Origin of the sequence: Enterobacter sp. RIT418, from assembly GCF_003057745.1 — a bacterium.
In the GTDB taxonomy this organism is placed as follows: domain Bacteria; phylum Pseudomonadota; class Gammaproteobacteria; order Enterobacterales; family Enterobacteriaceae; genus Enterobacter.
Window position 1 is genome coordinate 41,720 of sequence record NZ_QBJD02000003.1, and the last position, 18,898, is coordinate 60,617.

General features: G+C 58.8%; 17 protein-coding genes and 1 pseudogene. 11 read left to right on the forward strand and 7 right to left on the reverse strand.

Annotated elements, in window-relative coordinates:
- Positions 1-23: 23 nt before the first annotated feature.
- The 7 genes and pseudogenes from tssD to paaZ all read right to left on the reverse strand — a co-directional run bounded on the left by tssD (position 24) and on the right by paaZ (position 8,944).
- Positions 24-503, reverse strand: a complete 480-nt coding sequence (tssD, locus tag DBY73_RS04010; protein ID WP_112009917.1) for a type VI secretion system tube protein TssD — start codon at positions 501-503, stop codon at positions 24-26.
- A gap of 344 nt (positions 504-847) precedes the next feature.
- Complete coding sequence (locus tag DBY73_RS04020; RefSeq protein ID WP_258458364.1) at positions 848-1,441, reverse strand: hypothetical protein; 594 nt, start codon at positions 1,439-1,441, stop codon at positions 848-850.
- A gap of 162 nt (positions 1,442-1,603) precedes the next feature.
- Positions 1,604-1,798: pseudogene (locus DBY73_RS04025) on the reverse strand (integrase); the annotation flags it as partial.
- A 441-nt stretch (positions 1,799-2,239) separates the two neighbouring features.
- Positions 2,240-2,497, reverse strand: coding sequence for an Arm DNA-binding domain-containing protein (locus DBY73_RS22410; RefSeq protein ID WP_349254572.1), 258 nt, complete (start codon positions 2,495-2,497; stop codon positions 2,240-2,242).
- Positions 2,498-2,685: 188 nt separating this feature from the next.
- Positions 2,686-3,792 (reverse strand): GGDEF domain-containing protein, encoded by a 1,107-nt coding sequence (locus tag DBY73_RS04030; protein ID WP_112009919.1) that lies wholly within the window; start codon positions 3,790-3,792, stop codon positions 2,686-2,688.
- 103 nt (positions 3,793-3,895) lie between these two features.
- The gene (tynA, locus tag DBY73_RS04035; protein WP_112010153.1) at positions 3,896-6,169 is read right to left on the reverse strand and encodes a primary-amine oxidase; all 2,274 of its coding nucleotides are present in this window, start codon (positions 6,167-6,169) and stop codon (positions 3,896-3,898) included.
- A 732-nt stretch (positions 6,170-6,901) separates the two neighbouring features.
- Positions 6,902-8,944 (reverse strand): phenylacetic acid degradation bifunctional protein PaaZ, encoded by a 2,043-nt coding sequence (paaZ, locus tag DBY73_RS04040; protein WP_112009920.1) that lies wholly within the window; start codon positions 8,942-8,944, stop codon positions 6,902-6,904.
- A 284-nt stretch (positions 8,945-9,228) separates the two neighbouring features.
- On the opposite strand from paaZ, the gene paaA reads away from it, so the two are divergent.
- The 11 genes from paaA to paaK are packed head-to-tail and all read left to right on the forward strand — an operon-like array spanning position 9,229 to position 18,737.
- The gene (gene paaA / locus DBY73_RS04045) at positions 9,229-10,158 is read left to right on the forward strand and encodes a 1,2-phenylacetyl-CoA epoxidase subunit PaaA (protein ID WP_258458365.1); all 930 of its coding nucleotides are present in this window, start codon (positions 9,229-9,231) and stop codon (positions 10,156-10,158) included.
- A gap of 11 nt (positions 10,159-10,169) precedes the next feature.
- A complete protein-coding gene (gene paaB / locus DBY73_RS04050; protein ID WP_003857353.1) occupies positions 10,170-10,457 on the forward strand; it encodes a 1,2-phenylacetyl-CoA epoxidase subunit PaaB in 288 nt (95 codons plus the stop codon).
- Positions 10,458-10,465: 8 nt separating this feature from the next.
- Complete coding sequence (gene paaC / locus DBY73_RS04055; protein WP_112009922.1) at positions 10,466-11,212, forward strand: 1,2-phenylacetyl-CoA epoxidase subunit PaaC; 747 nt, start codon at positions 10,466-10,468, stop codon at positions 11,210-11,212.
- A gap of 14 nt (positions 11,213-11,226) precedes the next feature.
- Complete coding sequence (paaD, locus tag DBY73_RS04060) at positions 11,227-11,724, forward strand: 1,2-phenylacetyl-CoA epoxidase subunit PaaD (protein WP_112009923.1); 498 nt, start codon at positions 11,227-11,229, stop codon at positions 11,722-11,724.
- Between the two features lie 7 nt (positions 11,725-11,731).
- Positions 11,732-12,802 carry a 1,2-phenylacetyl-CoA epoxidase subunit PaaE gene (gene paaE, locus DBY73_RS04065; protein ID WP_112009924.1) on the forward strand — a complete coding sequence of 357 codons (1,071 nt, stop codon included), beginning with the start codon at positions 11,732-11,734 and terminating at the stop codon, positions 12,800-12,802.
- Positions 12,799-13,566 carry a 2,3-dehydroadipyl-CoA hydratase PaaF gene (gene paaF, locus DBY73_RS04070; protein WP_112009925.1) on the forward strand — a complete coding sequence of 256 codons (768 nt, stop codon included), beginning with the start codon at positions 12,799-12,801 and terminating at the stop codon, positions 13,564-13,566. Before paaE ends, paaF begins: the two co-directional genes overlap by 4 nt.
- A 2-nt stretch (positions 13,567-13,568) precedes the next feature.
- Positions 13,569-14,354 (forward strand): 2-(1,2-epoxy-1,2-dihydrophenyl)acetyl-CoA isomerase PaaG, encoded by a 786-nt coding sequence (gene paaG, locus DBY73_RS04075; protein WP_112009926.1) that lies wholly within the window; start codon positions 13,569-13,571, stop codon positions 14,352-14,354.
- Between the two features lies 1 nt (position 14,355).
- Positions 14,356-15,777, forward strand: coding sequence for a 3-hydroxyacyl-CoA dehydrogenase (locus DBY73_RS04080; RefSeq protein WP_112009927.1), 1,422 nt, complete (start codon positions 14,356-14,358; stop codon positions 15,775-15,777).
- Complete coding sequence (gene paaI / locus DBY73_RS04085) at positions 15,767-16,189, forward strand: hydroxyphenylacetyl-CoA thioesterase PaaI (protein WP_112009928.1); 423 nt, start codon at positions 15,767-15,769, stop codon at positions 16,187-16,189. Before DBY73_RS04080 ends, paaI begins: the two co-directional genes overlap by 11 nt.
- Complete coding sequence (gene pcaF, locus DBY73_RS04090) at positions 16,189-17,394, forward strand: 3-oxoadipyl-CoA thiolase (RefSeq protein ID WP_112009929.1); 1,206 nt, start codon at positions 16,189-16,191, stop codon at positions 17,392-17,394. Before paaI ends, pcaF begins: the two co-directional genes overlap by 1 nt.
- Positions 17,395-17,420: 26 nt before the next feature.
- On the forward strand, positions 17,421-18,737 hold the full coding sequence (gene paaK / locus DBY73_RS04095) for a phenylacetate--CoA ligase PaaK (RefSeq protein WP_112009930.1): 1,317 nt from the start codon (positions 17,421-17,423) through the stop codon (positions 18,735-18,737).
- The last annotated feature ends 161 nt before the right edge of the window (positions 18,738-18,898 follow it).

Here is an 18,898-nt window from a genome sequence, read left to right on the forward strand (position 1 = left end):
AATGGGGGCTTAAGCCCCATTTTTTATGCGCACGTTATCTCATTCCATGAATCTTTGAATACTATATGGCCGTCACAATATAACCATTCTATTGATTCATAACGGATTTCAATCTCTTCCATATGTTTACCTGCAATTCCTAATGGGAATAAAACTGGAGAAATTTTTGTAATCTTTACATTTTCCAGTTTTATATTGAAGTATTCAACTTCAATCCCTGCTTCATTTATGTTATACATCTTTATTAAAGCTTCTTTAAATATTTTACCTTGGCAGATCCCCTTAAAGAAAAGAGGTGTAAGACGATCAATTTCCTTTTCAAATATAATGGGAGCATGAAGTCGTGTTCCCGTAAGTTTCCCCGTGTTATGATCTGTAGGAATCCACACGGAATGATTGAAGGATTTAAGTTCAGTGGAACCTAATCGGGTTGGCATTAAACATTCACCGCGTAAAGGTGAATTATTTTCATCTGTAATCCAAATATGTGCTGGTATAGACATTTTAATTTTTCCCTTTATAAAAAAAATTCACTAATGCAAAAACACTCACTACTATAAAAATTATGATTGTAATTGCAACTTTATTACTGTTTACATGATCGAATATAAAGCTTGAAATTGCTATAAAAAGAACTACAGCAACAAATCCTCTTATACGATCAATACAGTCATCTTTAATGCTTATAAATAAACGCTTAATAAAACGCCAAAGAAATTCATTTATTAAATTAAACATTGTCACATCATTTTTTTCAATGCTCTGACAATTTCTTCATCAGAGGATAAGGTAATATTCAAATAACCTGACTTCATAATTATCGGCTCAATCAAGAAATACAGCATTTCTAACCCTTCCACGTATAAAGCATTGTAAAATAATGGGCAGAATTTTTTAGATTATCTGCGCTTTCAGAAGCACGTTGGACAAGTCCATAAATATTCACACCTCCAATCACCCATCCGATTCTACTTCCTATTTTTTTCATAAATGCGTTTTGGACTACGAAATTCATCTTGTTGCCGTAACATATGTATGCTGCTACAGCATATATTAAACCATTTTTTGAAATGTATTTGATAGAGTAGTTTGTTGTAAATGGTATTAATTTCTCAAGAATTGTTTTCTTTTTTCCTTCACTCTTATTTTTTAGAAGAGTTTCTATATAGATTTTAATCATTCGGAATATAACGTCCCGATGTGTTACAAGTTCTTTTAATGACAACAAAAACCTTACATCCTCAGTTTTAAGTTTATTACATACATCTTGATAATTGTCTGTAAAACAGGATGTATAATAAAGTAATCTTGTTGCGCCATCTTCAAGCCCATTTAAATAATCGGATACACCATCCTTTACGTCTACCATTGCCTTATCTAATCTTACGGCTAATTCTTTGTCCGTACCTATTTTATCTATAATTTCTTCGCTGTAATACATAACATGTTCCTTGTTATAATCAGTTGATCATCTTACACGTGATGATTTAATCATAGTGATCACGCTCTCACTTCTAAAAAAGATACACAAAAAGGCCACCTGCTTATAACCTTCATAAATAGGTGGCTTTTTTTAGATTTGTCTGGGTAATAATTCGATATATCAGCTATTGTTCATTATTTCTTTTAACTTTGCTTCCCACTTTAAAAGCGCTTCCATCTTTTCTTCATTATAATCGTATCGATCATAGTGAACAGTCGACACGTCATGTAAAGCATGATGCTGTATTCTGTCACGAATTTCATTTGAGATTTTCAATTGACCAGCAAGAGTTTTAAAGGTTCGGCGGAAATCTCTCGGAATAAATTTATTAACTTGCTGCTTCTTACAATAAGGTTTAATGTTATCTGATAGCAGATCACTTGACATATGTTTCGTCGGTTCCTAGGCATGTTTTCCATTCAACCCAGAATCTAATTTTTCTTCCCAGTGTTTCATCTTTTTTTATAACCCTGATTAGGGAACAAATATTCACGTTCAGGATAGCGTTAAATCATTAATTCAATTAATTCAACAGCAGATTCACACAGTATAAAATGATACTATTTTTTAGTTTTTGATAAATGTGGGGGAATTGAAAGAGTTTTGTTTTTACTGTCATAGCATTTTTTGGGAATCCCATAATTTCATACGGGCGCTGGCCCCCGCAAAAGAAAATCAATTAAATTAGTACAGCAACATCAGGATTAAAAAAGTCAACTTGAGTTGTTTTAAGTAACACAGAGAGTTTATCAAATGTTAAAAAACGCTCACCCACATACGATTCTTTATCTGATACCTCAAGAACTTCAAACAGATCGGCAAGTGTGCCGCTTTTTTTGTCACTTTTACAACGTCAGGGCAATTAGCAAGGCTTTCAAACGTTTCAAGAGCACTGAGGAACGACATTTCGGGATATACGCCTAACGTATTGAATTTTGCACGTTTGCCCTCCTTGTCTACAAAATATCGATAGACAAAAGTTTTTCGACCTGACGGAAAAACACGTACTCCCACACGTCCCGAACAAAACTAACGCTTGTAACGTTAAAAATTCAATAAAATCAGAGTATTATTTTTTGGATTTTCTCACATTTTTTCAGTTATTTTGAACTATCTCCCTTAGAAGAGGGCCAGGGTGAGGGCATCAGGCCGCACCGGCTATTTTGTAGGCCGGGTAAGGCGGAGCCGCCACCCGGCATCATTCAACGCGACCACCGATCCCGTCCGGCCTCCTTCGCCCGGTACAGCGCGGCGTCGGCGCGGGCGATGATCTCGGTGCCGGCCAGCCCCTCGGCCATCTCCGCAATCCCCATGCTGACGGTCACGTACTCCTTTACCGTTGAGCCGCTGTGGGGAATGGCAATCCGCCGCAACCCTTGCTGAATCCGCGCCGCCACCTGTTCCGCCATCTTCTTCGGGCAGTTAAACAGGATCACCACAAACTCCTCGCCGCCGTAGCGCGACACCACATCGTCCGGCGAGCGCACCGACTTTCTGAGCACCTCGGCCACGCGGTTCAGGCAATCGTCGCCCGCCTGGTGACCGTAGGTGTCGTTAAAACGCTTGAAGTAATCGACGTCGAGCATAATCAGCGAGAAGGCTTTTTTCTGCTCCACGGCGTTCTCCAGCACCACCTCCATCGCCCTGCGGTTCGCCGTCTGCGTCAGAGGATCCTGATGGGCCAGCGCCGCGAGGCGGGAAATCAGCAGCTGGTTCTGCTGGTTGCGCCGCCACGCCTCGTCGAACCAGCTCAGCAGAATGTAGCGTCCGCAGATCAGGATCAGGGTGAATACCGTCCAGACGGTCACGAAACGAATGCTGAGCCTCTCGTTCAGCACCCAGCTCGCGACGGGCAGGGTAAGCCACAGCGGCAAAGCAAAGGACAACAGCCCACGCGGATAGAAATAGAGCGCGCTGGTACCCGCCATCAGCAGGATTACGCACAGCGGCCAGACGTGGGGCAGCTTCCAGTCGGTGATAAACCAGTAGCAGGACAACGACCAGATCGCGCTGCAGATGAACAACACCACGCTGACGCCGGGGATGCGCCGCCAGCCCATGACGATCAGCGCGGCTGACAGGATGATAATGCCAAGCATAGAGGCATCCACCAGCTTCGTGAAGTGCAAGTGGGCCGGATAAGGAGGGCGGCCCGGGTTGAGCAGCTGGTTACGCAGCAGGATGATGAGCGCGAAGCACACGTTAATGAACGCCAGCCACGGCAGGTTCATCACCAGGCCGCGCATGACCATCGCCCGGCGGGTTGGCCAGGTTGCACGTTCAGCGGGTGGGCTTTTTCTTTTTTCCATTACTACAGCGCCGGTTAATACATCTTGCTATGTATTATGGTGGCTGCGGGCAAAATTGTGTTATTGAAGGGTAAAAAAACCGGGATTTCTCCCGGCATATGAGTCATTTATCGTCTTTTTTCTTGCCGAGCGTTGGCGTCTCGTCGAAGAAGTTCCACGGCTTAAGCAGGGCATGCACCCATTCCGTTGGCATGATGGGCCACTCCTCCGCGCGGGCGACGTGGGTCGTGCCGGTAGTCATCCAGACCACGTTATCCTGGCCGTTCAGGGACTCATTGTCCTTGCTGTACTGACCTAAACCGGTGTCGTGGGTTGAGCGGTTCGGGAACTTCCCTTCCGGGTACATTTCGTCCTGATGGTAGCGCGTTACCCACAGCTGTTTGTCCATAAAGCTCAGGCGATGATAAATCCACTCGTCGGGTGCGAATTTCGCCCCGGTTGCCACCGGATGCGTACCGCCCGCGTACGGGATTATCTGATACGAGACCGGGTTACCCATGCGGTTCTCTTTGCCGGTATTGCTCAGCAGGCGAATGGTGCCCGGGTCAAACTTTTGCGCCGCCTGCTGCTCGGTGTCGATGTCGTACTGGTTGACCTGCATGGTGCTGGTGCGCGGGCCGCCCGCGGTATTGGGCTTCACTTCCGGATCCATCGCCACCAGCTTGTTACTGGTGCCGTCAACGTCCATATCCAGGCGGAAGTTATAGATGTGCTGGTGCGTCGTGCCCACGATATTGTGATCGATAAGCGTGCCGTACCGGGTGTCGTCTTTGGCGGTGGCATCATGCATGGTTTTCGCCTTCACGCCCTTCACCGCCTCGATGCCCGTCGCGCCCGCGTCGATGCCGATGGTGCCGTTTTCGTGGAACACCCAGTCAAAGATATAGTCGTAGTTGCCGACGGTGCTGACCCAGCGCACTACCAGCTCGCGGCGCTCGGCGCTGACGTTAGGCTGGCCCATCTCCTGGTGCTTATACTCCGGCCCCGCATAGCGTTCGAAGATGGCGATCGCGCGCGGGATCTCCATCGGCGCGCCGGTGTAGTCCGGGATGGTTTCATTGAGCAGCACCGCGTTAGACGGCACGTCCTTGCCGCGCACCAGCGGGGAGGTCAGGGTGCCCATGCCGTAATCGCCGGAGTCCAGATAGGCCTTGAAATACCAGCCCACGTCCGGATCGCCGTAAGGGACGATCATGCCGCCCAGCGAGCCCTGATACATGACCTGGCGTTTTTTACCGCCGTCACTGTAGGTCACGGTTGAAATCATCGGGCCGACGCGCGAGTCGAGGCTCAGGTGGAAGTCCCAGTTCTGCCAGTGAACCCTGTCGCCGGTGATGGTGTAGTTTTTGCCTTCCGGCTCACTGATCTCCAGCGGCTTCTTCACCGTTTCTACGCGGTCGCGGCCGTCATACGGGCGCGGAGTCAGCGGAACCGGCACGACGGGGCCTTCCTCTATTTTCTGAATTTTCTTCTGTTCGAGATCGACAACCGCCACCAGGTTTTCAATCGGGTGCGCCCAGTAGTTGCCGTCGCCTACGTCCAGATAGCTCACCACCTTCAGCAGGCGATCTTCCTGCTTCAGGCCGTCCTTGCCGTCGAAAAAGCCGACGGTCAGCGGGGTGGTGATAACCTTCTTCGTATCGGTAATGCCGCGCTTTTTCAGCACCTCGGCAAACTCGGTGCTGTCGTTAATAATTTGCTGAACGGTGGCAAAATCGTCCAGCAGCACCATGCCGTGCGCGTCTTTCACCGCCTCCCAGTACAGGATTTTCTTATCCTTCAGGTCAACCCGGCTTTCGATGACGTGCTTACCGCTCAGCATGGTCACGTTCGCCTGACGCGGGCTATCCACCGCCGTGCCGTTCAGCACAAAGTCCCAGACCTTGCTTTTTTCCGGCTCGGCCAGCGCAATCTGCGTAAAGCGGGTGTTCGGCTTAAAGTCCGCCGAGGCTTTGACGATCTCGACGGCCTGCTTAATTTCGTCCGCCGTTAGCGCGTTAAGGGGATGCGGGCTTTTTTCAACCTGGAAGGTCTGGTCAAGGCCGGACTGGAACACGTCGTTAATGAAGGTCTCCGGGATAAACGCCTTATTATCTTTCATTACCACCGGAACCTGCAGCGCAAGGGGCTTGCCGTTGACGATAGCGGTTTTCGCCCCCGGCTTGACCTTCACGAACGCGCCGTCTTTGGTGATGGTGAACATCTGCGCGTAGTCATCCCACTGCACGTCGGCGCCAAACGCCTCCAGCGCGTTATCCATCGGTACCATATGCGCCTCGCTGCCGTGCGCAAAAGCGGGGGATTGCCAGGCGCAACACAGCGCAACGGCCATGGCCAGAGCCGTTTTACGGGCGGAAAAAGAAGAAGAGCTTCCCATCGCAGACCTCATATTGTTGTGTTTATTGTGTTGTGTGGATATATCCTGACAGGCGCACATGAAAAGCGTTTGCCTGCATCTGCCAGGTTATTTGTCAGTCTTGCCAGGTTAAAAAAAGAGCGGGGATGCATCACATGCCGGGCTGAGGGATCTTCATAAATTACAGCTGGCACAGGCTACTCCCTCTCCCTTGAGGGCTGAGGAATCCCCAGAAAAATTTTATTCAGAAGCGATTAAGTTTTTATCAACAGAATAAAGAGCTTACAGCGACCCTTGGTCCGGCTGAAAATCGCTGAGGCGTTTCCTGCAGGCCGGGGCGAGGCGCAGGGATGCGCCGAGAGGGCGGCTTTACAGGGACGTTGCCTCCGCCCGTCCCCGATAAGCCGGAAGGAATAAGCCGAAGACAAAATTGCCGGGAGCAATTTTGGACAGCACTTGTGCTGGCCCCGAAGGGGGGAGCCCCAGGGATGGGGCGAACAACCTGCGAAGCGGCGATTTTCTCTGCCGGGAGCCCGGATTGTTAAGGAGGCGGCGATGAGCCTCCTTAACACGTTCACAAGTAATGTGATTTCAGAGTAGCAACGCTCATAAAGTGAACGGAATAACCACCACTGCCGTATGTTCCCCCCTCACCCCGGCCCTCTCCCTCCAGGGAGAGGGGGGATTCGGTGCCAGACTGTAATTAGTGGGGAACCCTCAGCCCTTGGGGGAGAGGGATGGGGTGAGGGAGAATTAGCTGAAATCACCCTGCTGGCGCGCCACCAGCGTCAGAATGGAGTAGAGCGCCACGGCCTGCTGGTGCTGGTTGAAAATCTCAACCGACCATTCCACCACGCCGGTGGGCTTCTCGTCGGCGGCGCGCTGTTTTTTCAGCGTTTTACGCTTGCAGGTGAGACGCACCTGGATGGTGTCGCCCGGCTTGACCGGCTCGATAAAGCGCAGGTTTTCCATGCCGTAGTTTGCGATGACCGGCCCGACGCCCGCGTCGACAAACAGCCCCGCGGCGGCGGATATCAGGAAATAGCCGTGCGCCACGCGCTCGCCGAAGATTGACTCCGCCGCGCCGATTTTGTCCATATGGGCGTAAAAATGGTCGCCGCTCAGGCAGGCAAAATTGACGATATCCGCCTCCGTTACGGTGCGGCGCGGGGTCAGCAGGCTATCGCCCGGCTGAAGCTCCTCGAAGTATTTGCGGAACGGATGCACGCGGTCTTCCTGCACCCGCGCGCCGCGCACCCACTGTTTACCGATGGCCGCCAGCATCGACGGGCTGCCCTGAACGGCGGTGCGCTGAAGGTAATGCTTCACCGCGCGCAGGCCGCCCAGCTCCTCACCGCCGCCCGCGCGGCCCGGTCCGCCGTGCACCAGCTGCGGCAGCGGCGAGCCGTGCCCGGTGGACTCTTTCGACGACTCCTCGTTGAGGATCTGAATGCGCCCGTGGGCGCGCGCGGCGCCGGCGATGAACCGGCGGGCGATGGCGGCATCCGCCGTCACCAGCGTACCGGCGAGGCTTCCGCCGCCCGCGCGGGCCAGCGCCAGCGCATGGTCCTCGCTGCGGTATGGCATCAGCGTGGCGACCGGGCCGAAGGCTTCGGTGGCGTGAACGGCAGGGGTTTCGTCCGGCTGCGGGCAGAAGAGCAGGGTCGGCGGGAAGAACGCCCCGGCGGCCTGCAAATCGGCCCTGCCGCCTAATCGCACCTGGCAGCCCGCAGAAATCAGCTGGTTAACCTTCTCCTGCACGTCCGCGCGCTGTTCGGCGTTGACCAGCGCGCCCATCTTCACGCCGTCCTGCGCCGGATCGCCAACGACCACCTTTTCAAGGCGCGCAATCAGCGCCTGGCTCACGGCCTCGATCTGGCCCTGCGGCACGATAATGCGGCGGATAGCGGTACATTTTTGCCCGGCCTTGGCGGTCATCTCGCGCACTACCTCGCGAATGAACAGCGCAAACTCCGGCTGTTCCGGGGTCACGTCGTCGCCCAGCACGCAGCAGTTCAGCGAGTCTGCCTCCATGGTAAACGGAATCGACTGCGCCACGATGTTGGGATGCACGCGCAGGCTCTGGCCGGTGCTGGCGGAGCCGGTAAAGGTCACCACGTCCTGACTATCGAGATGGTTAAGCAGATCGCCCGCGCCGCCGCAGATCAGGCTAATCGCGCCGTCCGGCACCAGGCCGCTCTCGACGATAGATTTCACCATCGCCTGCGTCACCTGCGCCGTGGCGGTGGCCGGCTTAACGATGGCGGGCATTCCGGCAAGCCACGTCGGGGCCAGCTTCTCCAGCATCCCCCAGCATGGGAAGTTAAAGGCGTTGATATGCACCGCCACGCCGGCTTTCGAGGTGAGTACGTGGCGCGCCGCAAAGCCGCCTTCCTTCGACAGCGGGATCGGCTCGTCTTCCGGCCACAGCGTATCGTCCGGCAGCTCGCGGCTGCCGAGGCTGGCGTAGGTGAAGAGGGTGCCGATACCGCCTTCAATATCTACCCAGCTGTCGGCCTTCGTCGCGCCGGTCTGCGCGGAGAGCGCGTAAAACGTCTCTTTCTGGCTCATCAGGTGTTTCGCCACCGCCTTCAGCATTGCGGCGCGTTCGATGAAGGTCATGGCGTGAAGCGCCTCGCCGCCGCGCTCAATGGCGTAACGGCGGGCGGCCGCCATATCCAGCCCTTCGCTGGTCACGCTCCACAGGGTTTCCCCGCTGATGGCGTGTTGAATGGTGCGCTCGCGGCCCCGGCCTGACTGCCAGGTGCCGGACAAGAAGCTGGCTAACTGCTGCATCGCGTATCTCCAGATGTTTCGTGATTTAACTATAAATACTTTGATAGCGAATCATAAAAATCAAGCAATGTTTTAACGAAATATTAACGCTGTGATCTGGTGTCGTGAAAAGAGGACCCGAGAAGCGCGCCACATGAGGCCTTGGCGAAAAGCCTTGCGAGCGACGTCACAAAATACACAAAGGGTTCTTGGGGTTATATTTAACTTCTGTGTAACTTTTAGGAAACGAAGTGATTCATAATTTAGCTTTGCTTCGCAGATTAACGAATCATAAAGGTGACGACGTGACGCAAGAACAACGCTTTGAGCAGCGCATCGCGCAGGAGACGGCCATCGAGCCTCAGGACTGGATGCCGGACGCCTACCGCAAAACGCTGATCCGCCAGATTGGGCAGCACGCGCATTCGGAAATTGTCGGCATGCTGCCGGAGGGTAACTGGATCGCCCGCGCCCCGACGCTGCGCCGCAAGGCGATCCTGCTGGCGAAGGTGCAGGACGAAGCCGGACACGGGCTGTACCTGTACAGCGCGGCGGAAACGCTGGGCTGCGCGCGGGAAGACATCTACCAGAAGATGCTCGACGGCAAGATGAAATACTCCTCGATCTTCAACTATCCCACCCTGAGCTGGGCCGACATCGGGGTGATCGGCTGGCTGGTGGACGGCGCGGCGATTGTGAACCAGGTCGCGCTGTGCCGCACCTCTTACGGTCCCTATGCCCGCGCGATGGTGAAAATCTGTAAGGAAGAGAGCTTCCACCAGCGCCAGGGCTTTGAGGCCTGCATGGCGCTGGCGCAGGGCAGCGAGGATCAGCGCCAGATGCTGCAGGACGCGATCAACCGCTTCTGGTGGCCCGCGCTGATGATGTTCGGGCCAAACGACGACAACTCGCCGAACAGCGCCCGCAGCCTGGCGTGGAAAATCAAGCGCTTCGGCAACGACGAGCTGCGCCAGCGCTTCGTGGACAACACCGTTCCGCAGGTGGAGATGCTGGGCATGACCGTGCCGGACGCCGACCTGCGCTTCGATGAAGAGAGCGGCCACTACCGCTTCGGCGAGATCGACTGGCAGGAGTTTGACGAGGTCATTAACGGGCGCGGCATCTGCAACCACGAGCGCCTGGAAGCAAAACGCAAGGCCTGGGACGACGGGGCGTGGGTGCGCGAGGCCGCGCTGGCGCACGCGGAAAAACAACGCGCGCGCAGCGCGGCATAAGGGGAATCAAGATGAGCAACGTTTACTGGCCGCTGTACGAAGTGTTCGTACGCAGCAAACAGGGGTTATCCCACCGCCACGTCGGCAGCCTGCATGCCGCCGACGACCGCATGGCGCTGGAGAACGCGCGCGATGCCTACACCCGGCGCAGCGAAGGCTGTTCCATCTGGGTGGTGAAGGCGAGCGAAATCGTCGCCTCCCAGCCGGAAGAGAGCGGCGAGTTCTTCGACCCGGCGGAAAGCAAGGTCTACCGTCATCCCACGTTTTACACCATCCCTGATGGCATCGAGCACATGTGAGGTTAGGGATGAATAACGTATCAGCATATGCCCTGCGGCTGGGCGATAACGGTCTGGTGCTCTCGCAGCGCCTCGGCGCCTGGTGCGGCCACGCGCCGGAGCTGGAGATTGACCTGGCGCTGGCCAACATTGGCCTCGATCTGCTCGGGCAGGCGCGCAACTTCCTGGCCTATGCCGCCGAGCGCGAAGGCAAGGGCGATGAAGACGCGCTGGCCTTTGGCCGCGACGAGCGTCAGTTCCGCAACCTGCTGCTGGTGGAGCAGCCCAACGGCAGCTTCGCCGACACGATCGTGCGTCAGTACCTGATGGACGCCTGGCACGTTGCGCTTTACGAGCGCCTGATCGGCAGCCGCGACGCCCGGATTGCGGCGATCGCCGCAAAAGCCATCAAGGAGGTGCGCTACCACCTGCGCTTTAGCCGCGGCTGGCTGGTGCGCCTGGGCGACGGCACCGAAACGTCCGCGCAGAAAATGCAGCAGGCGGTAAATAGCCTGTGGCGCTTCACGGCGGAGCTGTTTGAGGCCGACGAGGTGGATCTCGATTTGATTGCCTCCGGCGTGGCCGTTGACCCGCGCGCCCTGCGCCAGCCCTGGGAAAGCGAAGTGTTTGCTGGCCTGCGTGAGGCCACCCTTCGCGTGCCCGCTGAAGCAGCGTACCGCACGGGCGGCAGGCGCGGACTGCATACCGAACACCTGGGGCCGATGCTGGCAGAGATGCAGTATCTCCAGCGCGCCTATCCCGGCCAGCAGTGGTAACGGAGGAGAACGCCATGCAACGTCTCGTTGAAATCGCACCCGCTGAAATCCCGCATATCTGGTCGCTGCTTGGCCAGATCCCGGACCCGGAAGTCCCGGTGCTGACCATTACCGATTTAGGCATGGTGCGCAGCGTGAGCGCACAGGGCGGCGGCTGGGTGATTGGCTTTACGCCGACCTATTCGGGCTGCCCGGCGACGGAGCACCTGCTGGGCGCCATCCGCGAAACGATGACGGCGCACGGCTATACGCCAGTGCATATCGTGCTCCAGCTTGAGCCGGCCTGGACCACCGACTGGATGACCGCGGAGGCCCGCGTGCGCCTGCGCCAGTACGGCATTAGCCCGCCGGTCGGGCAAAGCTGCTGCGCGCACGCCCCCGCCGAGGTGGCCTGCCCGCGCTGCGCGAGCGCCAACACCTCGCTTATCAGTGAATTTGGCTCAACGGCCTGCAAGGCGCTCTATCGGTGCAACGCATGCCGTGAACCCTTCGACTATTTCAAATGTATTTGAGGCTGCCATGACAACGTTTCATTCCTTAACAGTGGCAAAAGTAGAGCCGGAAACGCGTGACGCTGTCACGATTACCTTCGCCGTACCGCAGGACCTGCAGGAGGCGTACCGCTTTCGCCCGGGCCAGCACCTGACGCTCAAGGCCACGCTGGAAGGCGACGAGCTTCGCCGCTGCTACTCCATCTGCCGCAGCGCCGCGCCGGGTGAAATCAGCGTGGCGGTAAAAGCCATCGAGGGCGGGCGCTTTTCCCGCTACGCCCGCGAGTCCATCGCCCAGGGCATGGCGCTGGAGGTGATGGTGCCGCAGGGCCATTTTGGCTACCAGCCGCAGCCCGAACGGGAAGGCCGCTATCTGGCCATTGCCGCCGGATCGGGCATTACGCCGATGGTGGCGATCCTCTCCGCTACGCTGGCGACCGAACCGCACAGCCAGTTCACCCTGATCTACGGCAACCGCACCAGCCAGAGCATGATGTTTCGCCGCGCGCTGGCCGATCTTAAGGACAAATACCCGCAGCGCCTGCAGCTGGTGTCCATCTTTAGCCAGGAAACGCTGGACAGCGACCTGCTGCACGGGCGCATCGACGGCGAAAAGCTGCAGGCGCTGGCAAAAACGCTGATCGACTTCCGCCAGTATGACGAGGCCTTCATCTGCGGCCCGGCGGCGATGATGGACGAGGCCGAAGCCGCGCTGAAGGCGCTGGGCATGCCGGAAAAATCCATCCATCTGGAGCGCTTCAACACGCCGGGTACCCTCGCTAAGCGGACGGTCAGCGTACAGGCCGAGGGGCAGAAGGTGACCGTGCGTCAGGACGGGCGCGATCGCGAAATTACCCTGACGACAGACGATGAAAGCATTCTCGACGCGGCCCTGCGCCAGGGGGCAGACCTGCCGTACGCCTGCAAGGGCGGCGTGTGCGCCACCTGCAAATGCAAAGTGCTGCGCGGCAGGGTGGATATGGCAACCAACTACAGCCTGGAGCCGGACGAGCTGGCGGCAGGCTACGTGCTGAGCTGTCAGGCGCTGCCGCTCACCGCCGACGTGGTCGTCGATTTCGACGCCAAGGGGATGGCATGAGCGAGCTGATTATTACCCGTCACGGCCGCGTCCTGCAGCTCACGCTGAACCGCCCGGCGGCGCGAAACGCGCTCAACAACGCGCTGCTTGAGCAGATTGCCGGGGCGCTGGAAGCCGCCGCTGTGGATAACGGCGTCTCAACCTGCGTGATCTACGGCGGCGAGCGCTGCTTCGCCGCGGGGGCCGATCTCAACGAAATGGCGGAGAAAGATCTGCCCGCCACCCTGAACGACGTTCGCCCGCAGCTGTGGGCGCGGATCAACGCCTTCAACAAGCCGCTGATTGCCGCCGTCAACGGCTTTGCGCTGGGCGCGGGCTGCGAGCTGGCGCTGCTCTGCGACGTGGTGATTGCGGGAGACAACGCCCGCTTCGGCCTGCCGGAAATCACGCTGGGCATTATGCCCGGCGCGGGCGGCACCCAGCGGCTGATCCGCTGCGTGGGGAAATCGCTCGCCAGCAGGATGATCCTCACCGGGGAAAGCATCACCGGGCGGCAGGCGCAGCGCGCCGGGCTGGTAAGCGACGTCTTCCCGGCAGCGCTGACGCTGGAGTATGCCCTGAAGCAGGCGGCGCTGATGGCGCGCCATTCGCCTCTGGCGCTGCAGGCCGCGAAGCAGGCGCTGCGCCAGTCGCAGGAGGTGGCGCTTCAGGCCGGGCTTGCCCAGGAGCGACAGCTCTTCACGCTGCTCGCCGCCACCGAAGACCGCCGCGAGGGCATCGACGCCTTCTTACAAAAACGCACTCCCGACTTTAAAGGACGCTAACCGTGGAATTTATCTTATGCCAGGTTGAGAACGGCGTGATGACCCTTACGCTCAACCGCCCGGAGCGGCTCAACAGCTTTAACGACGTAATGCACCAGCAGCTTGCCGACTGCCTGAAGCAGGCCGAGCGCGACGAGACCATCCGCTGCCTGCTGATAACCGGCGCGGGCCGCGGCTTTTGTGCGGGTCAGGATCTGAACGACCGCAACGTGGACCCGAACGGCCCGGCGCCGGACCTCGGCATGTCCGTTGAAACCTTTTACAACCCGCTGGTGCGCCGCCTGGCGGCACTGCCGAAGCCGGTGATTTGCGCGGTGAACGGCGTGGCCGCCGGCGCCGGAGCCACCCTGGCGCTCGGCTGCGACATGGTCATCGCCGCCCGCTCGGCCACCTTTGTGATGGCGTTCAGCAGGCTCGGGCTGGTGCCTGACTGCGGCGGCACCTGGTTCCTTCCGCGCGTGGCGGGGCGCGCCCGCGCGATGGGGCTGGCGCTGCTGGGCGAAAAGCTGAGCGCCGAGCAGGCTCAGGCGTGGGGGATGATCTGGCAGGTGGTGGAGGACGAACGGCTCTCCGCCACCGCGCAGCAGCTGGCGCAGCACTTTGCCTCCCAGCCGACCTTTGGTCTCGGGCTGATCAAGCAGGCGATTAACGCCGCGGAAACCAATACCCTCGACGCGCAGCTCGACCTGGAGCGTGACTATCAGCGTCTGGCCGGGCGCAGCGACGACTACCGCGAGGGCGTCAGCGCTTTTCTCGGCAAGCGCGCGCCGAACTTTACGGGGAAATAGCATGGTGACGACGATTCGAACCGTTGCCGTGATCGGCAGCGGAACCATGGGCGCCGGGATTGCCGAAGTGGCGGCCAGCCACGGGCACCCGGTGCTGGTGTATGACATCGCCTCCGAGGCGGTCTTCCGCGCGATTGACGGCATCCGTGAGCGCCTGGCCTCCCGCGCGGCGCGCGGAAAGCTGTCTCCTGAGGCCTGCGGGCAGATCCTCGCGCGGCTAACGCCGGTAACGGATATCGATGCCCTTGCGGCCGCGGATCTGGTCATCGAGGCCGCCTCCGAGCGTCTGGAGGTTAAAAAAGCGCTGTTCGCGAAGCTGGCTGAGATCTGCCCGGCGAAAACGCTGCTGACCAGCAATACCTCCTCTATTTCGATTACCGCAATTGCGGCGGACGTCACGCACCCCGAGCGCGTGGCCGGGCTGCACTTCTTTAACCCCGCGCCGGTGATGAAGCTGGTCGAAGTGGTGAGCGGGCTGGCGACGTCGCCAGAAGTGGCCGACGCGCTGTGCGAGCTGGCCCTGAACTGGGGGAAACAGCCGGTGCGCTGCCAGTCGACGCCGGGCTTTATCGTCAACCGCGTGGCGCGCCCGTTTTACTCCGAGGCCTGGCGCGCGCTGGAAGAGCAGGTTGCCGCGCCGGAAGCCATCGACGCCGCGCTGCGCGAGGGGGCCGGGTTCCCGATGGGGCCGCTGGAGCTGACCGATCTGATCGGCCAGGACGTCAACTTTGCCGTGACCTGTTCGGTGTTCAACTCCTTCTGGCAGGAGCGCCGCTTTCTGCCTTCGCTGGTGCAGCAGGAGCTGGTGCTGGCCGGGCGGCTGGGCAGAAAAAGCGGGAAGGGCGTGTACGACTGGCAGGGCGACAGGCCGGACGCGAAGTGGCTGGATGCGGTGAGCGACAGCGCGCGGCACGGTGAACGAAAAAGTGACGGTGTCACGGAAATTGACGGCGTGCTGCTGGTCGAAACCCAGGGCGAAACCGCCCAGTCGCTGGCGCTGCGCCACGGCCGGCCGGTGGTGGTGGTCGATCGCATGGAGCGCGACGTGGCCGTTATCGCCGTCGCCGCCAGCAACCCCGACTCCGCAAACCAAAAGGCCATCGGCTGGCTACAGCAGCAGGGCAAGCGGGTGATGCAGATTGCCGATTACCCCGGCCTGCTGATCTGGCGCACGGTGGCGATGATCGCCAACGAAGCGCTGGACGCCCTGCAAAAAGGGGTTGCCAGCGAAAAGGACATCGATACCGCGATGCGCCTCGGCGTGAATTACCCCAGCGGGCCAATCGCCTGGGGCGAACGCCTCGGCTGGCAGCGGCTGTTGGCCCTGCTGGAAAACCTGCAACGTCATTACGGCGAAGAACGCTATCGCCCGTGTTCCCTGCTGCGCCAGCGCGCGCTTCTGGAGAGTAGCTATGAGTCATAACGCCTGGCACACCGCCCGCGCCATGTACGAACGGGACGCCTGCGCCCGGGCGCTCGGGATCGACATTATCGAGATGGACGAGGGCTATGCGGTCCTGACCATGACCATTACCCCGCAGATGCTTAACGGGCATCAAACCTGCCACGGCGGCCAGCTCTTTTCCCTGGCGGACACGGCGTTTGCCTACGCCTGCAACAGCCAGGGGCTGGCGGCGGTGGCCTCCGGATGTTCTATCGATTTTGTGCGCCCGGGCTTTGCCGGAGACACGCTTACCGCCACCGCGCGGGTGAAGCATCAGGGCAGGCTGACCGGCGTATACGACATTGAAATTCACAATCAACAGCAGAAAACGGTTGCTCTCTTTCGCGGGAAATCTCACCGCACTGGCGGCAGCGTGACGGGAGAAGCCTGATGAGTAACGCATTTATCTGTGACGGCGTGCGTACCCCGGTAGGCCGCTACGGCGGCGCGCTGGCGGGCGTGCGCGCGGACGACCTTGGCGCCGTGCCGCTGCGCGCGCTGCTGGCGCGCTACCCGCAGCTGGATCAGGAGCGCATTGACGACGTGATTTTCGGCTGCGCCAACCAGGCGGGGGAAGACAACCGCAACGTGGCGCGCATGTCGGCGCTGCTGGCCGGGCTGCCGCAGACGGTATCAGGCACCACGATTAACCGCCTGTGCGGCTCGGGCCTGGATGCGATCGGCTTTGCGGCACGCGCGATCCGGGCCGGAGACGGCGAGCTGCTGATTGCGGGCGGCGTGGAGTCGATGTCCCGCGCGCCGTTTGTGATGGGCAAAGCCACGGCGGCGTTCCAGCGTCAGGCCGAGGTATTCGATACCACCATCGGCTGGCGATTTGTGAATCCGCTCATGCATCAGCAATTCGGAACTGACAGCATGCCGGAAACGGCAGAGAATGTAGCTGAATTGTTAAATATCAGCCGCGCCGATCAGGACGCCTTTGCGTTCCGAAGCCAGCAGCGCACCGCGCGGGCGCAGCAAAACGGCGTGCTGGCCCAGGAGATCGTTCCGGTTATGGTGCCCGGTAAAAAAGGGGCGGTGACGGAAGTAACGGTGGATGAACATCCCCGCGCTGACACCACTCTGGAACAGCTCGCCGCGCTGAAAGCGCCGTTTCGCAGGAACGGGGTGATCACCGCCGGAAACGCGTCTGGCGTGAACGACGGCGCCGCCGCGCTCATAATCGCCAGCGAGCAGATGGCGATTATGCAGGGACTGGTGCCGCGCACGCGGATTGTGGCGATGGCGACTGCGGGCGTAGAGCCGCGCCTGATGGGGCTTGGCCCGGTGCCTGCCACCCGTAAGGTGCTGGAGCGCGCCGGTCTGAGCATTAACGATATGGACGTCATTGAGCTTAATGAGGCGTTCGCCGCCCAGGCGCTGGGCGTGCTGCGCCAGCTTGGCCTGCCGGACGACGCGGAGCACGTTAACCCGAACGGCGGCGCGATTGCCCTGGGGCATCCGCTGGGGATGAGCGGCGCCCGGCTGGCGCTGGCCGCCAGCAACGAACTGCACCGACGCGGCGGGCGCTACGCGCTGTGTACGATGTGCATCGGCGTGGGTCAGGGCATTGCCATGATCCTTGAGCGCGTTTGATCAAATCACCCTGTGAGCACCCTACAATGACAAATACAACAAAGCTTGACCCGATCGAAACCGCGTCCGTTGACGAACTGCAGGCGCTGCAAACCGCGCGCCTGAAGTGGACGCTAAACCACGCCTACAGCAACGTGCCGATGTACAAACGCAAGTTTGACGCGGCGGGCGTTCACCCTGACGATTTCAACGAGCTGGCCGACCTGCAAAAATTCCCGTGCACCACCAAGCAGGATCTGCGCGATAACTACCCGTTCGACACCTTTGCCGTACCGATGGAGCAGGTGGTGCGAATCCACGCCTCGTCCGGCACCACCGGCAAGCCCACCGTGGTGGGTTATACCCAAAACGACATCGACAACTGGGCGAACATCGTGGCGCGCTCCCTGCGCGCCGCCGGCGGCAGCGCGAAGGACAAAATCCACGTCGCCTACGGTTACGGCCTCTTTACCGGCGGGCTGGGCGCGCATTACGGGGCCGAACGCTTAGGGGCGACGGTGATCCCCATGTCCGGCGGCCAAACCGAGAAGCAGGCGCAGCTGATCCGCGACTTCCAGCCGGACATGATCATGGTGACGCCGTCCTACTGCCTGAACCTGATTGAAGAGCTTGAGCGCCAGATGGGCGGCGACGCCAGCGCCTGCTCCCTGCGGGTGGGCGTGTTCGGCGCGGAGCCGTGGACGCAGGCGATGCGCCGCGAAATCGAGAAGCGGCTGGGCATTACGGCGCTGGATATTTACGGCCTGTCGGAAGTGATGGGGCCGGGCGTGGCGATGGAGTGTCTTGAAACCGCCGACGGCCCGACCATCTGGGAGGATCACTTCTTCCCGGAAATCGTAAACCCGAACGACGGCACGCCGCTGGCCGACGGCGAGCAGGGCGAGCTGCTGTTCACCACGCTGACCAAAGAGGCGCTGCCGGTGATCCGCTACCGCACCCGTGACCTCACGCGCCTGCTGCCGGGCACCGCGCGCACCATGCGCCGCATGGACCGCATCAGCGGGCGCAGCGACGATATGCTGATCATTCGCGGCGTCAACGTCTTCCCGTCGCAGCTGGAAGAGGAAATTGTGAAGTTTGAGCATCTTTCTCCGCACTACCAGCTGGAGGTCAACCGCCGCGGGCATCTTGATTCGCTTTCGGTGAAGGTAGAGCTGAAAGAGAGTAGCTTGACGCTCAGCCACGAGCAGCGCTGCCAGGTGTGTCACCAGCTGCGCCACCGCATTAAGTCGATGGTGGGGATTTCGACCGACGTGACGATCGTGAACTGCGGCAGCATCCCGCGCTCGGAAGGCAAGGCGTGCCGGGTGTTTGATCTGCGCAAGGTGGCGGCTAACGGTTGATATACCTTATTCCCCTCATCCTAACCTTCTCCCCAGTGGGGAGAAGGGACCGCTCGGTGCCGTCTTTTCCCCTCGCCCCTTTGGGGAGAGGGTCAGGGTGAGGGGGAACATACGGCTCTGGTGGTTATTCCGTTCACTTTACGCTCAGCTCAGCCCCAGAG